Here is a 19,904-nt window from a genome sequence, read left to right as displayed (position 1 = left end):
GGGCTCAGCGGTAGACCACCTTGTGGGTGGAGGTCTCGCCGTTGCGCTTCACCTTCAGGTAGTACGCGCCATTGCTCATGCTCGTGAGGTCCATCTCCTTGGTGTAGCGGCCCTCGAAAGCGCGTAGGGTCTCGTTGTATACCGATTGGCCAAGCGCATTATGGAGCTCAACGGTCACATCCGCCGGCGCGGCCGAGGTGATTGACACGGTGAAACGGCCATTGTTCGGATTCGGCTGGATGGTGACACCGCCGCTCTCCTCGGCCGTCGCAAGCCCCTTATAGATGGCACCGGTGCGATCCTGCCCCCCGAGGGAGATGTAGTAGTTGGCGTTGTGCGCCACCTCACGCGTCCAAGCATCGTTGATGAGCTCGAATTCGCCCTTGCCGCTGACAGGAATGGATGCCACGACAATCTCCTCACCCGCCTTCCAATCCTCCTCGAGGGATGCCATCGGCGTCATGCCGAATCCGGCGAAGACCTGGTAATTGAACGTTCCATGCTCATGGGCACCTCCGCTGCGGCGGACCGGCATGTATTGCGCCGCAGCGCCCTCCTGCTGGAGCGTGCCGAGCGTGGCACCCGTGGAGCGGTCCCACCGGATGGTGAAGACCAGGCTGGAAACGATACCATCGAAGTCAGCCGTGGGGCGCAGATGCACCTCCAAGCGATCGCCATTGCGATGCAGGCCGATATCAACGTTCTGGGCGCTGGTCGTCCCTGCGATGAAGCAAGCCAGTGCAAGCACGGCTGCGGAGTGAAGGACCTTCATGGGTTCCGGTGGGATTGGTGGGGATGATTCAGGGTGGCGCGAAGCCGCGGCAAGATAGCAGGGCGGCTCTCCAAACGCAAGGCCTTCCGTGAGCTTGTGGCCATGTTCTTGGAAAGCCATGAAAACCGAACAGGGGCCCTGAAAAGGGCCCCTGCGCGGTAAACCTGCAAGGAATGATTGGAACCAGCCCAAGGCCAGGAAGAAGGACCTTGGTTGATAGGAAGACGGCAGGGGTTGGGACGGGTTGCCGCAACCGTGAAAAAAAATATCAGGGCGTGAACTTGTAGCCCACTCCCCGTATGGAATGGAAGTGCTTAGGCTGCCGCGGATCGGCCTCGAAGTACTTGCGGAATGCGACGATGAAGTTGTCCACCGTCCGTGTGGTCGGGAACACATTATAGCCCCAGACCTTCTTCAGGATCTCTTCGCGCGATACCACCTCCCCTGCCTTATCGACCAACAGCCGCAGCAGCAGGGTCTCGCGCTGGGTGAGTTGGTGGTGCACTCCGTCCACCCCGATGGCCTCGAACCGGTCGAAATCGATGGAACCGCCGGTGAACGCGAAGCGCTGGGGAGGCGGGCTGTCCTGCTGCTTGGCGGAGCGCGCAATGAGCTTGCCCACGCGCAGCAGCAGCTCCGTAAGGTCGAAAGGCTTGCCCAAGTGGTCATCACCTGCCCGCAGGCCCCTGACCCGGTCCGCCGCTTCATTCCGGGCCGTAAGGAACAGGACGGGCACCTGATTCCCCTCCAAACGGATCGTCTCCACCACGGTGAACCCGTCAATGCCTGGCAGCATCACATCCATGATGACCAAATCGAAATGGGCGCCGCGCAGCCGATCCAGGGCATCAGGGCCCGATGATGCGGTGGTTACGCCATAGCCCTCCAGCTCCAGGTTGAGCTTGAGGGTAGTCCGCAAGGAGGCCTCGTCCTCCACAAGCAGGATCCGTTCTTCGGCCATGCGGCAAATATCCGGCTCTACTTTTGACGCATGCGCTTCACCGCGGAACATGCCGCACATGCCGGGGACCTTGCGCCCGGAACGCTGGTCTCCCACCTAGGCATCACATTCCACACCGATGAGGAGGGGCGGCTGTGCGCCTCCATGCCCGTGGATGGCCGGACGCAACAGCCCATGGGCCTGCTGCACGGCGGCGCCACAGCGGCCTTGGCAGAGACCTTGGGGAGCGTGGGGTCGGCTCTGCTGGTCGTTCCGGAGGGCCGCGGGGCCGTGGGCATCGAGCTTAACGTCAACCACCTCAAGGGCGTCCGCTCCGGCGAGGTGGTGGCCACCGGCGAACTGCTGCATGCCGGGCGCACCACGCACGTCTGGGACATCCGGGTGCGGAACCAAGCGATGGAGCTCTGCGCGGTATGCCGACTCACCATCCTCATCATCGAGCAGCGGTGAGCGGCGCTGATGTCCTGGATGAACTCCTCCGCAGCGGCGCCACCTTCGCGGCCTTCCGGGAGCCGGGCGGAGCGGCGCAGGCCTATGTGCAGCATTCAGCGGCGCTGGACCTAGCCCAGGAGGGTGAACCTTGCTTCGTGCTGGCTCCATTCGAGACGGAAGGAGAAAAGGCACTGTCCATCCGGCCCGACGTGCTCCTGGCCCTCGGTGAAGCGCATCCGGCCCCGGATGGCACCGCCCGCGCCACCGCCTGGACCGACGCCCGATTGCGGGACGGGTTGGACAGGTCCGGCTATCGGCGGGCGGTGGCCGCAGCACTGGCGCTCCTGCAGCCGGGCACCCTGCGGAAGGTGGTGCTCGCGCGCACGGTGCGGGCGCCGCTGGGACCCGCCACGGCCGGCCGGTTGTTCGAGGCGGCCTGCGCAGCTCATCCCCGGGCCCTGGTGGCACTGGTGGCCACGGAGCGGTTCGGGACCTGGCTGGGCGCCACGCCTGAAAGGCTGCTGGTGGCTCAAGGAGGCCACTTGGAAGTGGACTCCCTGGCCGGCACCTTATCCATCGGGTCAGCTCCCCGCTCCGCAGCCTCCTGGGGTGCGAAGGAGCGCGAAGAGCAGGCTGTGGTCACTGAGGAGATCATGCACCGGTTGCGGCATGCCGGTGCGACGGGGCTTTCCATCCACGGACCTGAAGTACGGACCGCCGGCCCATTGGCCCATCTGCATACGCGGATCACAGGCTGCCTGAACACGGCAGCTGTGCTCGCCCTCGCCGGCGAACTCCACCCCACGCCTGCGGTCGGAGGGATCCCCCGGACGGAAGCCCAGCGCCTGATCGCGGCCCTGGAGCCCCGGAAGCGCTCCCTGTATGCGGGCTACTGGGGCCCTATGGACGGCGGCGGTGCGCGGCTCTTCGTGAATATCCGGTGCATGGAACTGAGCCCGACGGATGCCCTTCTCCACGTTGGCGCGGGCATCACCGCTGCGTCCGACCCTGACGGCGAGTGCGACGAAGTTGAGCTGAAGGCCCGCACCTGGACCGACCTCATCGCCCGGGTGCAGAGGGGCGGATAGCTTTGCCGGGCCGATGCCCACATCCGACCACCTCTCCGCCGCCGAACTCGCACGCCTCTGCCTGGCCAAAGGCGTCCGCCACGCGGTGATCAGCCCCGGATCGCGCAGCGCCCCCCTGGTGATCGCCTTCAACCGGCTGGATGGCATGCAGTGCCTTCAGGTCATCGATGAGCGCAGCGCCGCCTTCTTCGCCATGGGCATGGCGCAGCAGCTGCATGCCCCTGTGGCCCTCATCTGCACCAGCGGCAGCGCGGTGCTCAACTACGGCCCGGCCATCGCGGAAGCGTTCTACCAGCGCATCCCGCTGCTGGTGATCACCGCCGACCGCCCGGAGGAATGGGTGGACCAGGGCGAAGGGCAGGCCATCCGCCAGCAAGGCGTGCTCGCGCTGCACATGAAGAAGAGCGTCCAGCTCCCGCGCCTCATGACCGACGACCTCTCGCGCTGGCACGGCGGGCGGCTGATCAACGAGGCCATCGACGCCACCTTGCTGCCGGTACCCGGACCGGTGCATGTGAATGCGCCCTTCGCGGAGCCGCTCTATGGCTCCATCGACGCCTCGGGCCAGCCATCACGCGCAATCGCCCAGGTGCTGACGGAGCGCTTCATCCTTCCCGAGCATGCGCGCTGGCTCATCGCCAACCTGAGCGCAAGCCGCAGGGTGATGGTGCTCGGCGGCCAAGGCGTTTGGAGCGATGGCTTGAAGAAGCAGCTCAAGCAGCTCGCCGCGCTGCCGCAGGCCATCGTGATGGTGGAGGCCACCAGCAACCTCGACGATGAGGCGTTCATCACCTGCATCGACCGCGCGATCGAAGGCGTGGACACGGTGAATGAGGCCGACCTGAAGCCCGACCTGCTCATCACCTTCGGCGGCGCCGTGGTGAGCAAGCGCATCAAGGGCCTGTTGCGGAAGTGGAAGCCCGCGCAGCACTGGAACATCGATGCCGGGCAGCGCCACTACGACACCTACCAGAGCCTCACGCACGACATCGCCGTGAGCCCCGAGGTCTTCTTCGCGCAGATCGCCGCCGGCGTGAAGCCGAGCGAGAGCATCTACGGCGAGGCCTGGCGCATGGTGGATGCGCGCACCCGGGACCGGCACGCCGCGATCCTGAACGAAACGCCGTGGTGCGACCTGAAGGCGAGCGAGATCATCCTCCAGCGCATCCCGGAAGGCAGCGATGTACACCTGGCCAACAGCACCCCCGCGCGCTATGCACAGCTCTTCGACCGCCGCATGGGGCTGCGCTGGTTCAGCAACCGCGGCACCAGCGGCATCGACGGCTGCACTAGCACCGCCGTGGGCAGCGCCTTCGCCTCGCAGCGGCCCACCACGCTCATCACCGGCGACACGGCCTTCCTCTACGACAGCAACGCCTTCTGGAACAAGCACCTCTCCCCTGCCCTGCGCATCATCGTCATCGACAACGGCGGCGGCAACATCTTCCGCTACATCGAAGGACCGGACAAGGACCCTGCATTGCTCAAGTGGTTCGAGGCGCCGCATGGGCGCGATCCGCTGGCACTGGTGAAGTCGTTCGACCTGCCGTGGCGCGAGGCGAAGGATGGCGATACGATGCGTGAGGGTTTGGATTGGCTCTACGGCGACCACACGAAACCAGCCGCGCTCGTGGTGCGAACGGATGCGGAGCTGAGCCCGAAGGCGCTGCGGGAGTATTTCAAATCCCTGAGGTCATGATTCCACCGAACAGATTCGCCGTCATCCTCATCGTGTTGTTCGGAGCAGCGATCAGCCATTCGGCCGTCGCTGGTTCCGGCACGGCCAGGCTCACGTGCACATCGGCTTCAGGCAAGACGACCTTCTCCGCATTCTTGCAGGATATCACCGGCATCTTCGAGGGAGGCACGTTGACCATCGATGGCGAGTCGATTTCGTTTCCTGAAGCGGGCAACTGCGACACTGGGGATGTGGTCTGGGACCCCGAGAACGGCGTGTTCACCATTTCGTTCATGCATGGCGCTCCGGACGGGCCGATCTGGTTCAGATTCTGGGCATTGCCAGGAACATTCCGGATCATCTCGAAGGACCGCGGCTCCGCCAACGGGGCCATCTATGAGTTCGACGGCGTAATCGAGTCGAAGGAACCACGGCCGGACAAGAGTCTGATCACGCCCCGAATCAAGTTGTCCTGTCGCTTGGAATACAAGATTTAAGCATGTTGAAGCACTGGCTCGCCGCCTTCCGCCTCCGCACACTGCCTCTGGCCGTGAGCAGCATCATCGCGGGAAGCGCGCTCGCGTGGTTCCATGGCGCGTTCCAGGCACCTGTCCTGGTGCTGGCGCTCATCACCGCTATCCTGCTGCAGATCCTCAGCAACCTGGCAAACGACCTCGGTGACCACCAGCACGGCACCGACAACCAGGAGCGCGTGGGGCCGCAGCGCGCGGTGCAGAGCGGAGCCATCTCGCCGGCCGCAATGAGGCGCGCCATGATCATCTGCGGAGCGCTGGCTTTCGCCAGCGGCATCGCGCTCATCATCACCGCGCTCGGGCTCTCGCCGGTCACGCTCGCGTTCCTTCTGCTCGGGCTGCTCGCCATCGGTGCGGCGGTGAAGTACACCTTCGGCAGGAACCCGTACGGCTATGCGGGGCTCGGCGACCTGAGCGTGCTGCTCTTCTTCGGTATCGTCGGCGTCTGCGGCACCTACTACCTGCACACCGGGTATATCGACACGATCATCCAGTTGCCCGCATTCGGCTTCGGCCTGCTCAGTACCGGCGTGCTCAACGTCAACAACCTGCGCGACATCAGGAACGACAAGGTAAGCGGCAAGATCACCATGGCCGTTCGGCTCGGCTTCGATGCGGCCAAGGGCTACCACGGCATCCTCCTCATGGGCGGCCTCCTGTGCCTCATCGCCTTCACCGCGGTCGCCTTCCGGGGCATGCCGCAATGGGGCTGGTTGATCACTTTGCCCGCGCTAGGCACACACTTGCGCACGGTGCTCCGCGCGCATGATCCCGCCTCGCTCGATCCGCAGTTGAAGAAGCTCGCGCTCATCACCTTCTTCACGGCGCTCGCCTTCAGCGCCGGGCTTATCCTTGCGGCATGATCAAAGCGCGCTGGATCGAACGCACGCTGCAACCACGCTTCGAGCTCGGCACATCGAAGGGCCCGATCCATGCGCGCACTGTCTGGTACATGATCGCCTGGAATGAGGACCAGCCGCAACTGAAGGGCATCGGCGAGGTCGCGCTCTTCCCCGGTCACAGCAAGGAATTCCCCGCCGATGTGAAGCTGAAGCTGACGGAGCTCTGCGAGCGCACCGACAACTGGGCCGCACGCGCCATGACCGACCTGGCCGATGTGCCCAGCGTGCGCTTCGCCGTGGAGCAATGCCTGCGCGACCTCGAGGCCGGCGGCACCAAGACGCTCTTCCCCTCGGACTTCACGCTGGGCAAGCAGGGCATCCCCATCAATGGCCTGGTCTGGATGGGCGACAAGCCCACCATGAAGCAGCGCATCCGTGAGCAGATCGAAGGCGGCTACACCACGGTGAAGATGAAGATCGGCGCCATCGGAATCGATGATGAGCTGGAGCTGCTTCGCGCCGTGCGCAAGGAGTTCAGCGCGGACGACATCACCTTGCGCGTGGATGCGAATGGCGCCTTCAGCGCGCACCAGGCGCCCGAAGTGCTCAAGCGCCTCGCCGAATTGCAGGTGCACAGCATCGAGCAGCCCGTGGCGCCAGGGCTCTTCGAGGTGATGGAGGAGCTGTGCGCGAGCACGCCCATCCCCATCGCCTTGGACGAGGACCTCATCGGCCTGAACACCCACGACGCCAAGGCGGACCTGCTCGACCATGTGAAGCCGCAGCACATCGTGATCAAGCCGAGCCTCGTGGGCGGCTGGAACGCCGCGCATGAGTGGATCGGGCTCGCCGAGGCGCGCGGCATCGGCTGGTGGATCACCTCCGCACTGGAGAGCAGCATCGGCCTCAATGCCATCGCGCAATTCACCGCCACGCTGAACGTGACCGCGGCGCAGGGCCTCGGCACCGGCAAGGTCTACGCGAACAACATCCCATCGCCCCTGCTGGCTGAGCGCGGCTACCTGCGCTACCGCCCCGAGGCGGAGTGGGACCTCTCGCTGCTCGACTGATGGCCGAGCGATCGCCCTATCCGTCCATCGCCAAGGCCTTCGAGCGCATCACCCTTGATGGTGAATCGCTTTCCGCGTTCGCGTTCCTCCAGCGGCTGGAGGATCGAGGCCGCAAACGCGATGAGGATTGGATCCGCGAGCTGCGCATGACCATGTCCCAACTGATCGCCCATGGCCATCTGCCGGCGATCACCAGCGGCACCACCGGTCCGCCCAAGCGCTTCACCATCCCCAAGCGCGATCTCGTGATGAGCGCGCGCCTGACGGGCGCCGCCTTCCAACTGATGCCAGGGGACCGCGTGCTGCACTGCCTTCCCGCGCAGTTCATCGCCGGCAAGATGATGCTCATGCGCGCCTTCGCCCTGGGGCTGGATATCCACCTGATCAACCCGCGCGGGAGCGTGCTGGACAACCTGCAGGCGCAAGAACGCTTCCGCTTCACCGCCATGGTGCCGCTGCAGCTGCACCGCGCCATCCAGGAGGACCGCGGCCGCGTGGAGCGGCAGTTCGACACGATACTGCTCGGCGGCGGCCCGGTGAGCGATGCGCTGATGGAGGTCCTCAGCACCCTCGGGACGAATGTCCTCCAGAGCTACGGCAGCACGGAGACCGTGACGCATGTGGCCCTCCGCCGCATCAATGGCCCAGCGCCCGAGGACCATTTCACCGCGATCGGCGCATGCCACTTCGCCCGCGACCCGCGCGGATGCCTGGTGGCATACACGCCGCACCTCGGCACGAAGCAGCACGTGACCAACGACCTCGTGGAACTGGTCGACGACACACGGTTCCGCTGGCTCGGCCGTATCGACAATGTGATCCTCAGCGGCGGCAAGAAGATCTTCCCCGAGCAGCTCGAGGCAAGGACCGCCGGGGCAATCCCCTATCCGCACTACTTCACCCGCGTGCCAGACCCGGTGCTGGGCCAGGCGGTGATGCTGGTCCTGGAGACCGAGCTGCCGCGGGAGCAGGTGCTGCCCGAGGTGATGGAGAAGCTCACGGCCGTGCTGCATCCGCACGAATGGCCCCGGCGCGTGCAGGCGCTGCGCCGCATCAGCCGGACCCCCAGCGGCAAGATGATCCGGGGTTGAGCAGGCGCCTCAGCGCATGTTGTTCACGGCCTCCTTGTCCAAGGGCTCCTCATCGTCATCATCGAGCGGCCTGACCCCGGTGTAGGTGCGCCACTTGGCCAGCACGGCTTCCATGTCGGCCGGCAAGGGGCTCTCGAAGCGCATGCGGCGGCCCGTGGCAGGATGATCGAAGTCGAGCGTGCGGGCATGGAGCGCCTGCCGCGGCAGCAGCTCGAAGCAGTTCTCCACGAACTGCCGGTACTTGGTGAAGGTGGTCCCCTTCAGGATGCGGTCGCCTCCATAGGCGGCGTCGTTGAAGAGCGGATGGCCCGTCCACTGCATGTGGACGCGGATCTGGTGGGTGCGGCCGGTCTCGAGCTTGCATTCCACCAGCGTCACGTATCGGAATCGCTCCACCACGCGCCAGCGGGTCACCGCCGGCTTGCCCTGCTCGCCGTCCGGGAAGACCTGCATCACCGTCCGGTCCCTGAGACTGCGCCCGATGTGGCCCTCCACGACGCCCTCGTCCTCGGCGAAATCGCCCCACACCAGGGCGTTGTACCGCCGGTCGCTCGTCCGGTCGAAGAACTGGCGGGCCAGGTGGGTGAGCGCCTCTTCGGTCTTGCCCACCACCATCACGCCGCTGGTATCCTTGTCCAGGCGGTGCACCAGGCCGGGACGGGGGATCTCTGCGCCGGGCACGGCAGGGAGCTTGCCGAAGTGGAACAGCAACGCGTTCACCAGCGTGCCCGTCCAGTTGCCGTGGCCGGGATGGACCACCAGGCCCGCGGGCTTGTCGATCACCACCACATGCTCATCCTCGAACAGGATCCGCAGCGGGATGTCCTCGGGCAGCAGCTCCACCTCGCGCTGCGGGTAAGGCAGCACGATGCTGATGACATCGCCCGGCTTCACCTTCTGGCTCGGCTTGGCCGGCTTGTCGTTCACCAGCACGTTGCCCGCCCTGGCGGCCACCTGTATGCGGTTGCGCGAAGTGTTGGCCAGCCGGTCGAAGAGGAATCGGTCCAGACGGATCAGCGTCTGCTTCGGGTCACAGACGATGCGGTGATGCTCGTACAGCTCCTGCTCCTCGCGGAGCTCATCGGTATCCTGGGCCATCAGCGTTGGATCAGCAGCCGCTCCTGGGCGATGAGGGCGCCATCGCCGCCTTCGACGCGCACGATGTAGATGCCCGGGGTCAGCGCCGTGGCACTCAGCGCCCCCCCGGCGCGGTAAGGCTCCTGGAGCACCGACCGGCCCATTGCGTCAAAGACGCGCAACTCGGCCGTGCCATCGGCAGACGGGCATTCCACGGTGAAGGCCTCCCCGGCCGGGTTCGGATAGATGGTGACCGCGCGTGGGCTGTGCTCCTCCAGGCCGGCGAAGGGGTCATAGCCGGCGACGAAGACCGGACGCATCATCAACGAGCCTTCGAAGGAGGTGTTGGCGAAGCTCCCCGAGGTGCTGTAGAAGATCTTGTTCCTGTTGTTGCGGTTGCGGTCGAACCCGATGTTCATGGGCACCGCATTGGTCTGCGTCCAGCCGATGTAGAAGGTGTTCTCCACCCAGATGGTGCTGTCCAGCGGATACTCCACGAACCTGTCGATTCCGTCGAGCCGGTACTCCGGCGTGCTGAAGGTGAAATTCTGGTGCAGGACGGTGGGCGGCGTGAGGCTGCTCCACACGGTGATGAGGAAGGAGCCATTGAGCGGATTCTGCTGCGGCGGCGGATTGGCCTGCGGATTGAAGTACATGCGGACGGCGCGCAGCGAATCGCCCCCCACAAGGTCGAAGCGGTAGGCCAGGCGGGCGCCCGAGGCGTTCAGTCCATAGCCCATCTCCGCGCTGCCATCATCGTAGGCCATGTAGTTGCTGATCTCCTGCACGAAGGTGACCGTGTCGTTGTAGCGGTTGATGTCGGGCGTGGCGTTGGTCCAGAGCTTCACGCGCCAGAAGGCCGCATCGGTGCTCAGCGCGGGGTCGTAGGTGAAGTTGTTGGGCGCACCGGCCACAGGATGATTGCTGCTGAAGATCTGGCCGGCATTGTTGCTCGGATTGAGCCCATTGGTGAAAGCGCTCAAGGGCCCGGCGTTCTCCTCGCGGGCCAGCATGCCGTAGGTGATGAAGCGGTCCTGGCTGTCGAGGTTGCGCTGCTGGGCCTGGATGGATTGCGCCATATAGGACTGGGGCGCTTGGGCGAACTTGCTGAAGGTGACGCTGGTGTAGGTCTCCAGGAGGCTCGTCTCCGGATACATGTAGGCCACGTCGATCAGGCGCGTATCGTCGAAGGTGCGCTGCGCGCCCAATCGCACATAGTCGAGGTGCCAGTGGTCGAAGGAGCCGCTGAGCGTGGCGTAGTTCAGGAAGCGGAACTGGAAATCGGACTTGAGGAACTTGGTGAGCTTGATGGGCACCAGCACCTGCTCAAAGAGCTGGAGCGGGCGGTACGGCGTGCTCCATACACGGTACCAGAACTGCTCATCGGGGGCGTAGAACTCCAGGACCAGGCTGTCCTGCGGCTGCACGTTGCCATCGCCGCTGAGGCCTTGGGGCTGAAAGAAGAAGCTGAGGTAGAGCGAATCGGAAGGGTCGTACCCGGCGAGGTCGATCGGCACGGAGGTGAGCCGGTCGGCGATGCCATAGGAGGAGTACTGCGGGTAGTTGTAGGGATAGCCCGTGCGCGAAAGGCCGTCGAAGGTGGCCACGCCGATGCTGGGCGGTTCGATGGGGTAATTCCCGTTGATGTAGACGTCATCGTCCTCCCACAGCACCAAGGGCACCACGCTGCCGTCGGCATTGGTGTAGGTGGCCGCATCGGCCGTGACGGTATAGACGAGCAGCGAGTCCTGGATGTACTCCGGAGAGAGCAGGTCGAGCGTATCGGGCGAGGGCGACTGAACGGTGTCGAAGACGCTGTAGGCCGGCCAGGCGGTCACCGTCTGCCCGGTCACGGGGTAGGCCGTTACGTCGCGGACCGTGAGCGACACCGAGGGCAGGGCGCTCCGAACGGTCGTATCCAGCGCCGTGTCCGTGGTGTAGAGGAAGGTGGTGTCATCGCTGAAGACCATGTCCGGCGTGGACACGCCGGCCACCTCGAGCCGATAGCTGGTCTCCGTGAGCGACACGCCGACATCACCAGGCTGCGCCCACCGCCGGCGGGTCCGGTTGACGGAGAAGTCATCGATGATCGGCAGCACCGTCTGCGGGGCATTCTGATAGATGAAATGCGTGTTGAGCCCGTCCGACTTGCGCTGGGAATCGAGGGCCTCGGGGACGGGCCTTGCGTCGAGGGGCACCAGCACCTCCCCTTGGGCGAGGAGGTGCCCGGTAAAGCCAGCCAGGGCAATGGCGAGCAGGAGACGGTCAGGGTTCATCGATGCTGTCGGGTTGGGCATACCGAGCGGGATCGTTCCAGCCGGTGGCGGGGCGCAAGCCGGCGGTATCGGCGGTAAGCCAGAGGTCGATGGTGCTGCCCAGGGCAATGCGGTTATTGGAGCCTGAGGAGGGCGATTGGCGGCGCACCCGTGCAAACGATGAATCGGCCTTCGTATTGCAGGACACGCATTCAACCAGCACCCCCAGGTTCAGCGAGGCCATGTTGAGGACGAGTTGCACGTCGGCCAGGGATAGCCCGGTGAGGTCGGGCACCGGTACACGCTCCCCGTTCTCGCCGCTACCCAGCACCAAGGTGATGGCCTCGCCGCGACGGATACGCTCGTCCGGTGCGATGGGCTGGCCCTTGTAGAGCTGGGCGATCACGCAATCCACACAGGGGTCGGGCTTGTACTGCAGCTCCTTCACCTTCAGGCCGAGGATCTCGACGACCGAGAGCGCCTGCCGCTTGCTGAGGTCAACCAGCTTGGGCATGTCGATCATCTTGGGCTGGTTGGCGTTGAGCACGAGGTAGACCTTGCGGCCCGGCTTAACCTCCCGGCCGGCCTCGGGGTCCTGGTCCACCACGCTGCCCTTCGGCCGGTCGTCGGTGAAGACCGAGTCTATGACCACCGCCGTCAGATCGCGCTTGGCGAGCATGGCCTGGGCCTCCTCGAAGCTGACGCCGCCCACGTCGGGCACCCGCATGCCATCGCTGTGCCGTGTGTATGCTCTGAGCCAGGCCCAGCCGGCACCGAGCAGCAGCGCCGCCACCGCGATTGGGGCCAGAATAGGGAGCAGGCGCTTCATGGGAGGCGGGCGAAGATAGCCGGGGGCGGCCCGCACCATCCACAGGCCATGGTGCGTTCATGGCCGGGGCGGCGCTCGCTCCCTTGCAGGGGCTACGCCAACTTCGCCCCCAGAATCGCGTGCCATGCCCCTACCGCTCATCGCCATCGTACGTGGCGGCTACTCCGGTGAATCCGTCATCAGCATGCAGAGCGCTGCGCGCATGATGGCGGCCATCGACCGCAGCCTGTACGCACCGCTCTATGTCACCATCACGCGCGATGCGTGGACCTGCTCCACGGCCGATGAGCAGCCAATGGCTTTCGATCGCGGCACCTTCTCCATCGACCGCGGAGCGGGCCTTGAGCCATTCTCAGGCGCGCTCATCGCCATCCATGGCACACCGGGCGAGGACGGGCTGCTGCAGGGCTACCTGGACATGCTCGGGGTACCCTATCAGACCGGCGGCGTGCTCTCCATGGCACTCACCTTCAGCAAGCACAGCACCACCGCCCTGCTGCGCCAGGCGGGCATCGATGTCGCCCCCTCGGTACTCCTCTTCCAAGCCGATCCGGATGCGCAGGCCCGGGTGGATGCGCTGGGCTACCCTTGCTTCGTGAAGCCCGACCGCAGCGGGAGCAGCCTCGGCATCAGCAAGGTGAAGCAGGCCCATGAGCTCCCTGCCGCCCTCGACAGGGCGTTCGCGGAATGCACCACGGTGATGGTGGAGGGCGCCGTGGCCGGGCGCGAGCTCACCTGCGGGGTGATCGACCTGGGTCAGGGCCCCCTGCCCATGCCGGTCTGCGAGATCCGCACGGCGCGCGAGTTCTTCGACTACGAGGCCAAGTACCACAGCGCCGACACGCAGGAGCTCATCCCCGCGCCGCTGCCCGATGATGCGACGCGCCTGGTTCAGCAGCGCTCCGTGGCCATCTACCGAACGCTCGAATGCCGTGGCATGGCGCGCGTGGACCACATCTGGACCGGTGACCGGCTGGTGACCATCGAGGTGAACACCACACCGGGCTTCAGCGGGGCCAGCATCTTCCCGAAGATGCTCGAGGTCTCGGGCCTCGGCGTGGAAACGGCGGTGAACGGCCTGGTGCGGCGCATGCTTCAGCCGCGGCGCTGAAGGGCCGCCATGTAGCGCACCGCTTCGGCCATGGCCCGGCCGCGGTGGCTCATCGCATTCTTCTCCTCCCGGCTCATCTCCGCGAATGTGCGCGTGCTCCCCAAGGGCTTGAACACCGGGTCGTAGCCGAAACCGCCCTTGCCTTGTGGCGCTCCTGTGATGACGCCCTCCACGATGCCCTCGAACGTGCGCTCCTCGTCGGCGGATACGAAAGCGAGCACCGTGCGGAAGCGGGCCTGCCGTTCGGTTGCGCCATCCAGCTCCATCAGCAGTCGCCGCATGTTCGCCACCGGATCCCTGGCCTCGCCCGCATAGCGCGCGGAGCGCACCCCCGGCGCGCCGCCAAGCGCGTCAACCTCCAGTCCCGTGTCATCCGCAAGGCACGGCAGCCCGGTTCGGGCATGGGCATAGCGCGCCTTCTGGAGCGCATTCTCCGCAAGGGTCTCACCGGTCTCCGGCAGTTCGGAGGGAAGCCCCGCATCGGCGAGCGAGACCACTTCGAAGCGTTCGGGGAGCATGGCCCCCAGCTCGTCGACCTTTCCGGCATTGCCGGTGCAGAGGAGGATGCGCATCGGAAGGACGGGTGCCGCAACGGCAGTGATCCGGGGCGCGGCGAAGATGCAACACGGAGTCCGCCGGGTGACGCTTGATACATTGCCGGCCGCTAAGCCCCGCCTTTGCCCCTACGCAAAGCCATCGAGCATCTGCGGCACGATGTGCGCCGCATCCGCGAGAAGGACTCCTTCTCGCGCAATGCGTTCACGGTCTTCAGCGGCAACTCGGTGATGCTGCTGAGCCAGCTGATCCTCACGCCGCTGATCGCCCGCATCTACGGCCCCGAAGCCTATGGGATCTATGGCCTGGTGATGGCACTGGTGATGAACCTGTACGCCTTCGCCGACCTGGGCTACTCCAATGCGTACGTGCTGCCCAAGGAACCTGGGGACTTCTTCCACCTGCTGCGGCTCAACCTGGCCCTGCTGATGGCGGTGGCTCTGGCGGCGCTCGTGGCCGCCCTGGCGCGTGAAGGCATCTATCAGGCGTTGCCCTCTTGGTCGGCCATGGGCGACCTCTTCCTGCTCGTGCCCCTCATCCTCGTCGCCTATGGATCGGTACAGTTCGCCACCATGTGGCTGACGCGAGAGCGTGCCTTCCGCCGCAGCGTGATGATCGGCAGCGCTTCGCAGATCGGGCTGCGCGCCTTCAACCTGGTCTATGGCCTGATCACCAAAGGTGCGCTGCACGGACTGGTGCTGGGCGAGCTGGTGAGCGGCTGGGCTTCGCTCATCGCCTACCGCGTGGCCCTCTCGCGCCATGGCTGGCGCCACGTGCTCACGGGGTGGTCGCTGGCGGGGATCAAGCGGCTCGCCATCGAGTACCGGCGGTTCCCGCTCCTCACCTTCCCCGAGCGATGGGTCTCGCAGCTCGGCATGCAGCTGCCTGTCTTCCTCCTGATCGGCGACCCGGCGGTGGTGGGGCACTTCGCGCTGTCCGGTGCCCTGCTGCTGATCCCCTTGCGCGTCTTCGGCTATTCCTTCTCCACGGTCTATGTGCAGAAGGCCGCGGAAACAGTGGAGTCCGACCCCGAGCTGCTGGGCCGCATCACCAAAGGCCTGTACCAACGCCTGTTCTGGTTCGGACTGATCCCCTTCACCCTGCTGGTATTCTTCAGCGACGAGGCCTTCCGGCTCATCCTTGGCGAGGAGTGGCATGATGCGGGCGTGATCACGGCATACATGGGGCTGTTCTTCTACTTCCGCCTGCTGTCCGAGCCGATGGTGACGCTCTTCTATGCGCAGCGGCGCGAGCACCTGCTGCTGGTGTTCCAGTCCGTGCTCACCGCAGCGCGGCTCATCGCGCTGGTGGCGCTCATGCGGATCGATGCAGCCAGCGCCATCCTCGGCTTCTCGCTCGTGAGCGCCATCGGCTACCTGGTGCTCGGCCACCTCATCCTGCATGGCGTAGGGCAGCCGGCGCTGCGCCTCACGCTCCGCACCCTGGCCATCACCACGGCAGCCTGTGGGGCCCTGGCCGCCCTGCGCATGGCCGTGCTCGGCTCCTGGTTCCCCAGCCTGTGAGGGGTGGCGGTCTATTTTCGCAGGCGGCCCACCCATGCGCATCCTTCACATCGCCGGCTGGTACCCCCATCCGCAGGTGCCCGGCGAGGCGCTCTTCGTGGAGCGCCACGTGCGCAGCCTCAGCGGCCACGCCGAAGCGGAGGTATGGCACATCGATGTGCGCCCCTCTCCGGGATGGAAGCTCACGCGACGCGGCCTTCGAGCCGACCGCACCCTCCTCCTTCACCTGCCGCTCCACCGCTGGCTCATCATCGAATGGATCGCCACGGCCCTCATCCTCTGGGCCTGGCTCACGCGCGACCGGAGCCGGCCCATCGATGCGGTGAACTTCCACATCGCCTATCCCAATTGCGCGCGCATCCGGTTGCTGAGGCGCATCATGCAACGGCCGATGGTGATCACCGAGCACTACAGCGCCTACCGGATCGGGTTCAACGCAACCGGGAGGGGCGTGGCCCGCATCAAGGCCATCTTCCACGCCGGTGCGCCCGTGATCGCGGTCTCCCGTGCGCTGGCCGCCGACATCACCCGCTTCGCAGGCCCCCCTGCACCGGTCATGCATGTGCTGGACAACGCCGTGGACACCGCGGTCTTCCGCCCGGATACCGAGCCGCGCCCCGAGCCCGGCCGCTTCTTCGCCATCGCGGGCTGGCGTAGCCCCAAGCGCCCCGACCTGCTGCTGCGCGCCCTGGAGCGGCTGCGGAGGAGCGGCCGTGACGCACGGCTGCGCATCGCCGGCAGCGGGCCCATGGATGCCTCCTTGCGCAAGCTGGCGGACGAACTGGGCCTAGGGCCGAGCGTGGTGTTCCTCGGACCGCTGGAGCCGACCGCAGTTGCCGAGGAGATGCGTGCCGCGCATGCGCTGGTGCACGCCGCGGACTACGAGACCTATTCCGCCGTGTGCGCGGAGGCACTCTGCTGCGGCACACCGGTCATCGCATCGTGGGTGGGCGGGATCGCGGAGTACCTCGATGACGGCCTGGGAGCATCCGTCCGGGAGGCGACGACCGAGGCATGGGCCGCTGCCTGGGAAGGCTCCTGGTCGAGGCTCCTGTCCATGGACCGCCACGCCATTGCGCAGCATATGAGCGCGCGGGCGGGCATGCCGGCGGTTGGCGTGCGCTATGCCGCGATCCTGGAACAGGTCATCGCCACGGCGCCGCATGCATGAGCCGGCCATGGAACGGTCGCCATATTTGCCGGCCACGCCGATGATGGAACTCCGCGGCAAACGCATCCTGCTCATCAGCCCCGAGCCCTGGCACGGGCTCCACATGAGCAAGCACCACCTCGCGCAGGCCCTGGCCGCACGCGACAACGCGGTGTACTTCCTCGACCCTCCCCGGCCCGGCCAGCACGCCATCACCACCGAGCGCCAGGGCGATGTCACGGTGGTGCGCTACTTCCATTGGCTGCGCGGGGTGAACCGGCTGCCGCTGGGGATCAACACGTGGTACTACGGCCGGCTCATCCAGGCGATCGCCACCCGCACCGGCGGCCCTTTCGACATCCTCTGGTGCTTCGACACCAGCCGGCTTCAGGCCTTCCCGGAGGGCTTGGGGCTTAAGCTGCTGCACCTGGCCGACTACGACATCCTCTACACGGGGAAAGGCCTCATCCCCACGGCCGACCTGATCCTCACCACGGGCCAGGTGGTCGCCGATGCCGTGCGCGACCGTGCCCGCTGCCGCGTGGTGAACATCGGCCATGCGCTCGATGCGCGTTGGACCAAGGACGTGGAACGCCTTGCCGAGCGCACGCGGCCCGCTGTCCGTCATGCCCTGTTCATGGGACAGCTGGCGATCTCCTACAACGACTGGGAGGGCTTCGTGAAGGTGGTCTCGCGCCATCCGGGCATCCGCTTCACCTTCATCGGGCCCTACGATCCGGCGTTTCCCGACCCGGCCTTCCATCAGCTGCTCGCCCTGCCGAACGCCGAGTTCACCGGGCTCAAAGCCAAGGATGAGCTGGTGCCCTTGGTGCGCGACGCCGACCTCCTGTTCTTCGGGTTCAGGTCGGCCACACGGGCCAAGGAGCGGGCCAATCCGCATAAGGTCCTCGAATACCTGAGCACCGGCAATGTGGTCGTGGGCTCGTACACCATGGAGTACGCGGGCCGCGATGACCTGATGGTGATGGCCCCGGAGGGCGGCGACCTCAACGCCGCATTCGACCGCGCGCTGGAAGGCTTCGCGGAGCTGGATGCCCCTGCCCAGCGCAGGCGCCGCATCGCGTTCGCGCTGGCGCGCACGATGCCCGCGCTGATCGCCCGCATCGAGAACGAGCTGCCGCGCTGAGCCATGGGACCGCTCGTCTCCATCGTGATGCCCACCTATAATGCGGAGCTGTTCATCGCCGACGCGATCAACTCCGTGCTGGCGCAGACCTATCCCAACTGGGAACTGCTCATCGTGAACGATGGCAGCACCGATGGAACCGCAGCCATCATCGAGCGATACCGGCACCCGCGCATCCGGGTCTTCCACCAGGCCAACACCGGCATCGGCGGCGCGCGCAACCTGGCGCTCGACCACGCGCAAGGGACGCTGCTGTGCACCCTGGATTCCGACGACGTGCTTCCTCCGGAGAGCCTCGGCCTGCGCGTGGATGTGATGCTGCGCGAGCCCGGCGTCGACATCGTGGACGGGATGGTGATGGTGATGGACCGCAGGCTCACGAAAGTGCTCCGCATTTTCCGGCCATCGTTCACCGGAGACCCGCACCCCGAGCTGGTGGCGCTGCGATCCACCTGTTTCTTCGGGCCCTCATGGATGCTGCGCTGGGATCCCACGACCACCCTGCGGTTCAGCACCGAGGTGACGCATGCGGAGGACCTCCTCTTCTACCTTCAGTACGGCAAGGGCAAACGCTACGTATCCATCGATGACGCCGTGCTCATCTACCGGGTCACCGGATTCTCGGCCATGTCCCGCCTTGATGGGCTCGAACGGTCGTACCGCGTCATCGCCGCCAAGCTCTCCCACGACCGCGGCCTCGCCACGCCCGAGCAGGCCCGGCAGTTCAACCGGAAATGGCGCTCCATCATGTTCAGGACCTGGCTCAAGGCCAGGAAGCCCTGGGCAGCGCTGCGCTCGCTGCTGCGCTGAACGCGGTCAGGCCCCCAGGGTGGCCCAGGTGCGGGCCAGGCCCTCCTCCAAGGCGATTTGCGGGGCGGTGCCCAGGACCTGGCGAAGCTTTGCGTTGTCCAGGACATTGATCGACAGGGCAGGGTAAACCGTGTCCATCGTCCGCAGCCGTGCCGTGTGGCCGGTGATGCGCTCGAGCAATCCGGCGAGCTGCCGCAGGTCGGTGCCGTGCCCGGTGCCCACATTCAGCACGGTCTCCTTCACGGGGCGATGGAGCGCTGCGACGAGCGCATCCACGAGATCGTCGACATGGATGTAGTCGCGCACCATGCGGGGGTCGTTCCAGCACTCCAGGTCGGCGCCCTGCCGCAAGCGGGCCATCCAGTTCTCCACCACGCCCTGCGGCTTATCGTGGGCCATGCTGCGACCATAGACATTCGCCGGGCGCAGCACCACGGATTCCGCGCCATGGGTGCGCGCAAGGGCAACCAGGTAGCGCTCCGCACAGAGCTTGGAGGCACCGTACACCCCAACAGGCTCCGTGGGATGGTCCTCGGTGATCGGGCTCCATCGCGGCTCGCCGTACACGGTGCCGCCCGAGGAAAGGAAGACGATACGCCGCACGCCCGCCAGAAGCGCCGCCTGGAAAAGGCGGAGGCTGCCCTCCACATTGGTGCGCAGATCGCCCAAGGGGTCTCGCTCCGCAGTTGATGGCACAGAAGACCACCCGGCATGCACGAAGACATGCACGCCCTCGAACAGGGATCGCAGCCCCTCGGCATCAAGCCCCTGCAGCATCGTGACCGGCAATCCGGCGAATCGGGACTGGACCCGTGCCACGGATTCAGGGCTTGAGGCCATCGGGCGCACCCGCACCGGCCTTCCATCGGCGCCCTGCGCCCATAGGCGCGCCACGAGCGCCCCACCGATGAAGCCGCTGGCTCCCGTCACTGCCACGGTCAGCGCGCTGTCAGGGGGCGCCATGCCGGGGGGACCAAGGG

General features: G+C 66.1%; 19 protein-coding genes. 12 read left to right on the top strand and 7 right to left on the bottom strand.

Features of this window, described 5'->3' with window-relative positions:
• Positions 1-4: 4 nt before the first annotated feature.
• A complete protein-coding gene (locus QY325_00295) occupies positions 5-772 on the bottom strand; it encodes a T9SS type A sorting domain-containing protein (GenBank protein WKZ66378.1) in 768 nt (255 codons plus the stop codon).
• Between the two features lie 268 nt (positions 773-1,040).
• The gene (locus QY325_00290; GenBank protein ID WKZ66377.1) at positions 1,041-1,733 is read right to left on the bottom strand and encodes a response regulator transcription factor; all 693 of its coding nucleotides are present in this window, start codon (positions 1,731-1,733) and stop codon (positions 1,041-1,043) included.
• Positions 1,734-1,763: 30 nt separating this feature from the next.
• Here QY325_00290 and QY325_00285 point away from each other — a divergent pair, with 30 nt between their 5' ends.
• From QY325_00285 to QY325_00255, 7 genes are read left to right on the top strand one after another with little or no spacing between them, the layout of a single operon-like run.
• Positions 1,764-2,183 (top strand): hotdog fold thioesterase, encoded by a 420-nt coding sequence (locus QY325_00285; GenBank protein WKZ66376.1) that lies wholly within the window; start codon positions 1,764-1,766, stop codon positions 2,181-2,183.
• Positions 2,180-3,253 (top strand): chorismate-binding protein, encoded by a 1,074-nt coding sequence (locus QY325_00280; GenBank protein ID WKZ66375.1) that lies wholly within the window; start codon positions 2,180-2,182, stop codon positions 3,251-3,253. The genes QY325_00285 and QY325_00280 overlap by 4 nt, the downstream gene beginning before the upstream one ends.
• A 13-nt stretch (positions 3,254-3,266) precedes the next feature.
• Complete coding sequence (gene menD / locus QY325_00275) at positions 3,267-4,952, top strand: 2-succinyl-5-enolpyruvyl-6-hydroxy-3-cyclohexene-1-carboxylic-acid synthase (GenBank protein ID WKZ66374.1); 1,686 nt, start codon at positions 3,267-3,269, stop codon at positions 4,950-4,952.
• Positions 4,949-5,428, top strand: a complete 480-nt coding sequence (locus QY325_00270) for a hypothetical protein (GenBank protein WKZ66373.1) — start codon at positions 4,949-4,951, stop codon at positions 5,426-5,428. Before menD ends, QY325_00270 begins: the two co-directional genes overlap by 4 nt.
• 2 nt (positions 5,429-5,430) lie before the next feature.
• Positions 5,431-6,327: a 1,4-dihydroxy-2-naphthoate polyprenyltransferase gene (locus tag QY325_00265; GenBank protein WKZ66372.1), complete on the top strand. Its 897-nt coding sequence runs from the start codon at positions 5,431-5,433 to the stop codon at positions 6,325-6,327.
• Positions 6,324-7,376 (top strand): o-succinylbenzoate synthase, encoded by a 1,053-nt coding sequence (locus QY325_00260; GenBank protein ID WKZ66371.1) that lies wholly within the window; start codon positions 6,324-6,326, stop codon positions 7,374-7,376. Before QY325_00265 ends, QY325_00260 begins: the two co-directional genes overlap by 4 nt.
• A complete protein-coding gene (locus QY325_00255; protein ID WKZ66370.1) occupies positions 7,376-8,467 on the top strand; it encodes an AMP-binding protein in 1,092 nt (363 codons plus the stop codon). The genes QY325_00260 and QY325_00255 overlap by 1 nt, the downstream gene beginning before the upstream one ends.
• Positions 8,468-8,476: 9 nt before the next feature.
• On the opposite strand, the gene QY325_00250 is transcribed toward QY325_00255, so the two are convergent.
• From QY325_00250 to QY325_00240, 3 genes are read right to left on the bottom strand one after another with little or no spacing between them, the layout of a single operon-like run.
• The gene (locus tag QY325_00250) at positions 8,477-9,565 is read right to left on the bottom strand and encodes an RluA family pseudouridine synthase (GenBank protein ID WKZ66369.1); all 1,089 of its coding nucleotides are present in this window, start codon (positions 9,563-9,565) and stop codon (positions 8,477-8,479) included.
• Complete coding sequence (locus QY325_00245) at positions 9,565-11,820, bottom strand: T9SS type A sorting domain-containing protein (protein ID WKZ66368.1); 2,256 nt, start codon at positions 11,818-11,820, stop codon at positions 9,565-9,567. Before QY325_00245 ends, QY325_00250 begins: the two co-directional genes overlap by 1 nt.
• Complete coding sequence (locus QY325_00240) at positions 11,810-12,628, bottom strand: PASTA domain-containing protein (GenBank protein WKZ66367.1); 819 nt, start codon at positions 12,626-12,628, stop codon at positions 11,810-11,812. Before QY325_00240 ends, QY325_00245 begins: the two co-directional genes overlap by 11 nt.
• A gap of 124 nt (positions 12,629-12,752) precedes the next feature.
• Between QY325_00240 and QY325_00235 the strand changes: the two genes are divergently transcribed.
• Positions 12,753-13,739: a D-alanine--D-alanine ligase family protein gene (locus tag QY325_00235; protein ID WKZ66366.1), complete on the top strand. Its 987-nt coding sequence runs from the start codon at positions 12,753-12,755 to the stop codon at positions 13,737-13,739.
• Here QY325_00235 and rdgB read toward each other — a convergent pair.
• Positions 13,724-14,311: an RdgB/HAM1 family non-canonical purine NTP pyrophosphatase gene (gene rdgB / locus QY325_00230; GenBank protein WKZ66365.1), complete on the bottom strand. Its 588-nt coding sequence runs from the start codon at positions 14,309-14,311 to the stop codon at positions 13,724-13,726. The genes QY325_00235 and rdgB overlap by 16 nt on opposite strands.
• A 105-nt stretch (positions 14,312-14,416) precedes the next feature.
• Here rdgB and QY325_00225 point away from each other — a divergent pair, with 105 nt between their 5' ends.
• The 4 genes from QY325_00225 to QY325_00210 are packed head-to-tail and all read left to right on the top strand — an operon-like array spanning position 14,417 to position 18,924.
• Positions 14,417-15,817, top strand: a complete 1,401-nt coding sequence (locus QY325_00225) for a lipopolysaccharide biosynthesis protein (protein ID WKZ66364.1) — start codon at positions 14,417-14,419, stop codon at positions 15,815-15,817.
• A 34-nt stretch (positions 15,818-15,851) separates the two neighbouring features.
• Complete coding sequence (locus tag QY325_00220) at positions 15,852-16,988, top strand: glycosyltransferase (protein WKZ66363.1); 1,137 nt, start codon at positions 15,852-15,854, stop codon at positions 16,986-16,988.
• A 40-nt stretch (positions 16,989-17,028) separates the two neighbouring features.
• Positions 17,029-18,114, top strand: a complete 1,086-nt coding sequence (locus QY325_00215; protein WKZ66362.1) for a hypothetical protein — start codon at positions 17,029-17,031, stop codon at positions 18,112-18,114.
• A gap of 3 nt (positions 18,115-18,117) precedes the next feature.
• On the top strand, positions 18,118-18,924 hold the full coding sequence (locus tag QY325_00210) for a glycosyltransferase family 2 protein (GenBank protein ID WKZ66361.1): 807 nt from the start codon (positions 18,118-18,120) through the stop codon (positions 18,922-18,924).
• 6 nt (positions 18,925-18,930) lie between these two features.
• Here QY325_00210 and QY325_00205 read toward each other — a convergent pair whose 3' ends face one another.
• Positions 18,931-19,887 (bottom strand): NAD-dependent epimerase/dehydratase family protein, encoded by a 957-nt coding sequence (locus QY325_00205; protein WKZ66360.1) that lies wholly within the window; start codon positions 19,885-19,887, stop codon positions 18,931-18,933.
• Positions 19,888-19,904 lie beyond the last annotated feature (17 nt).

This window comes from Flavobacteriales bacterium (assembly GCA_030584065.1).
GTDB lineage: Bacteria > Bacteroidota > Bacteroidia > Flavobacteriales_F > PHOS-HE28 > PHOS-HE28.
This window is presented reverse-complemented; position numbering and strand designations above follow the sequence as displayed.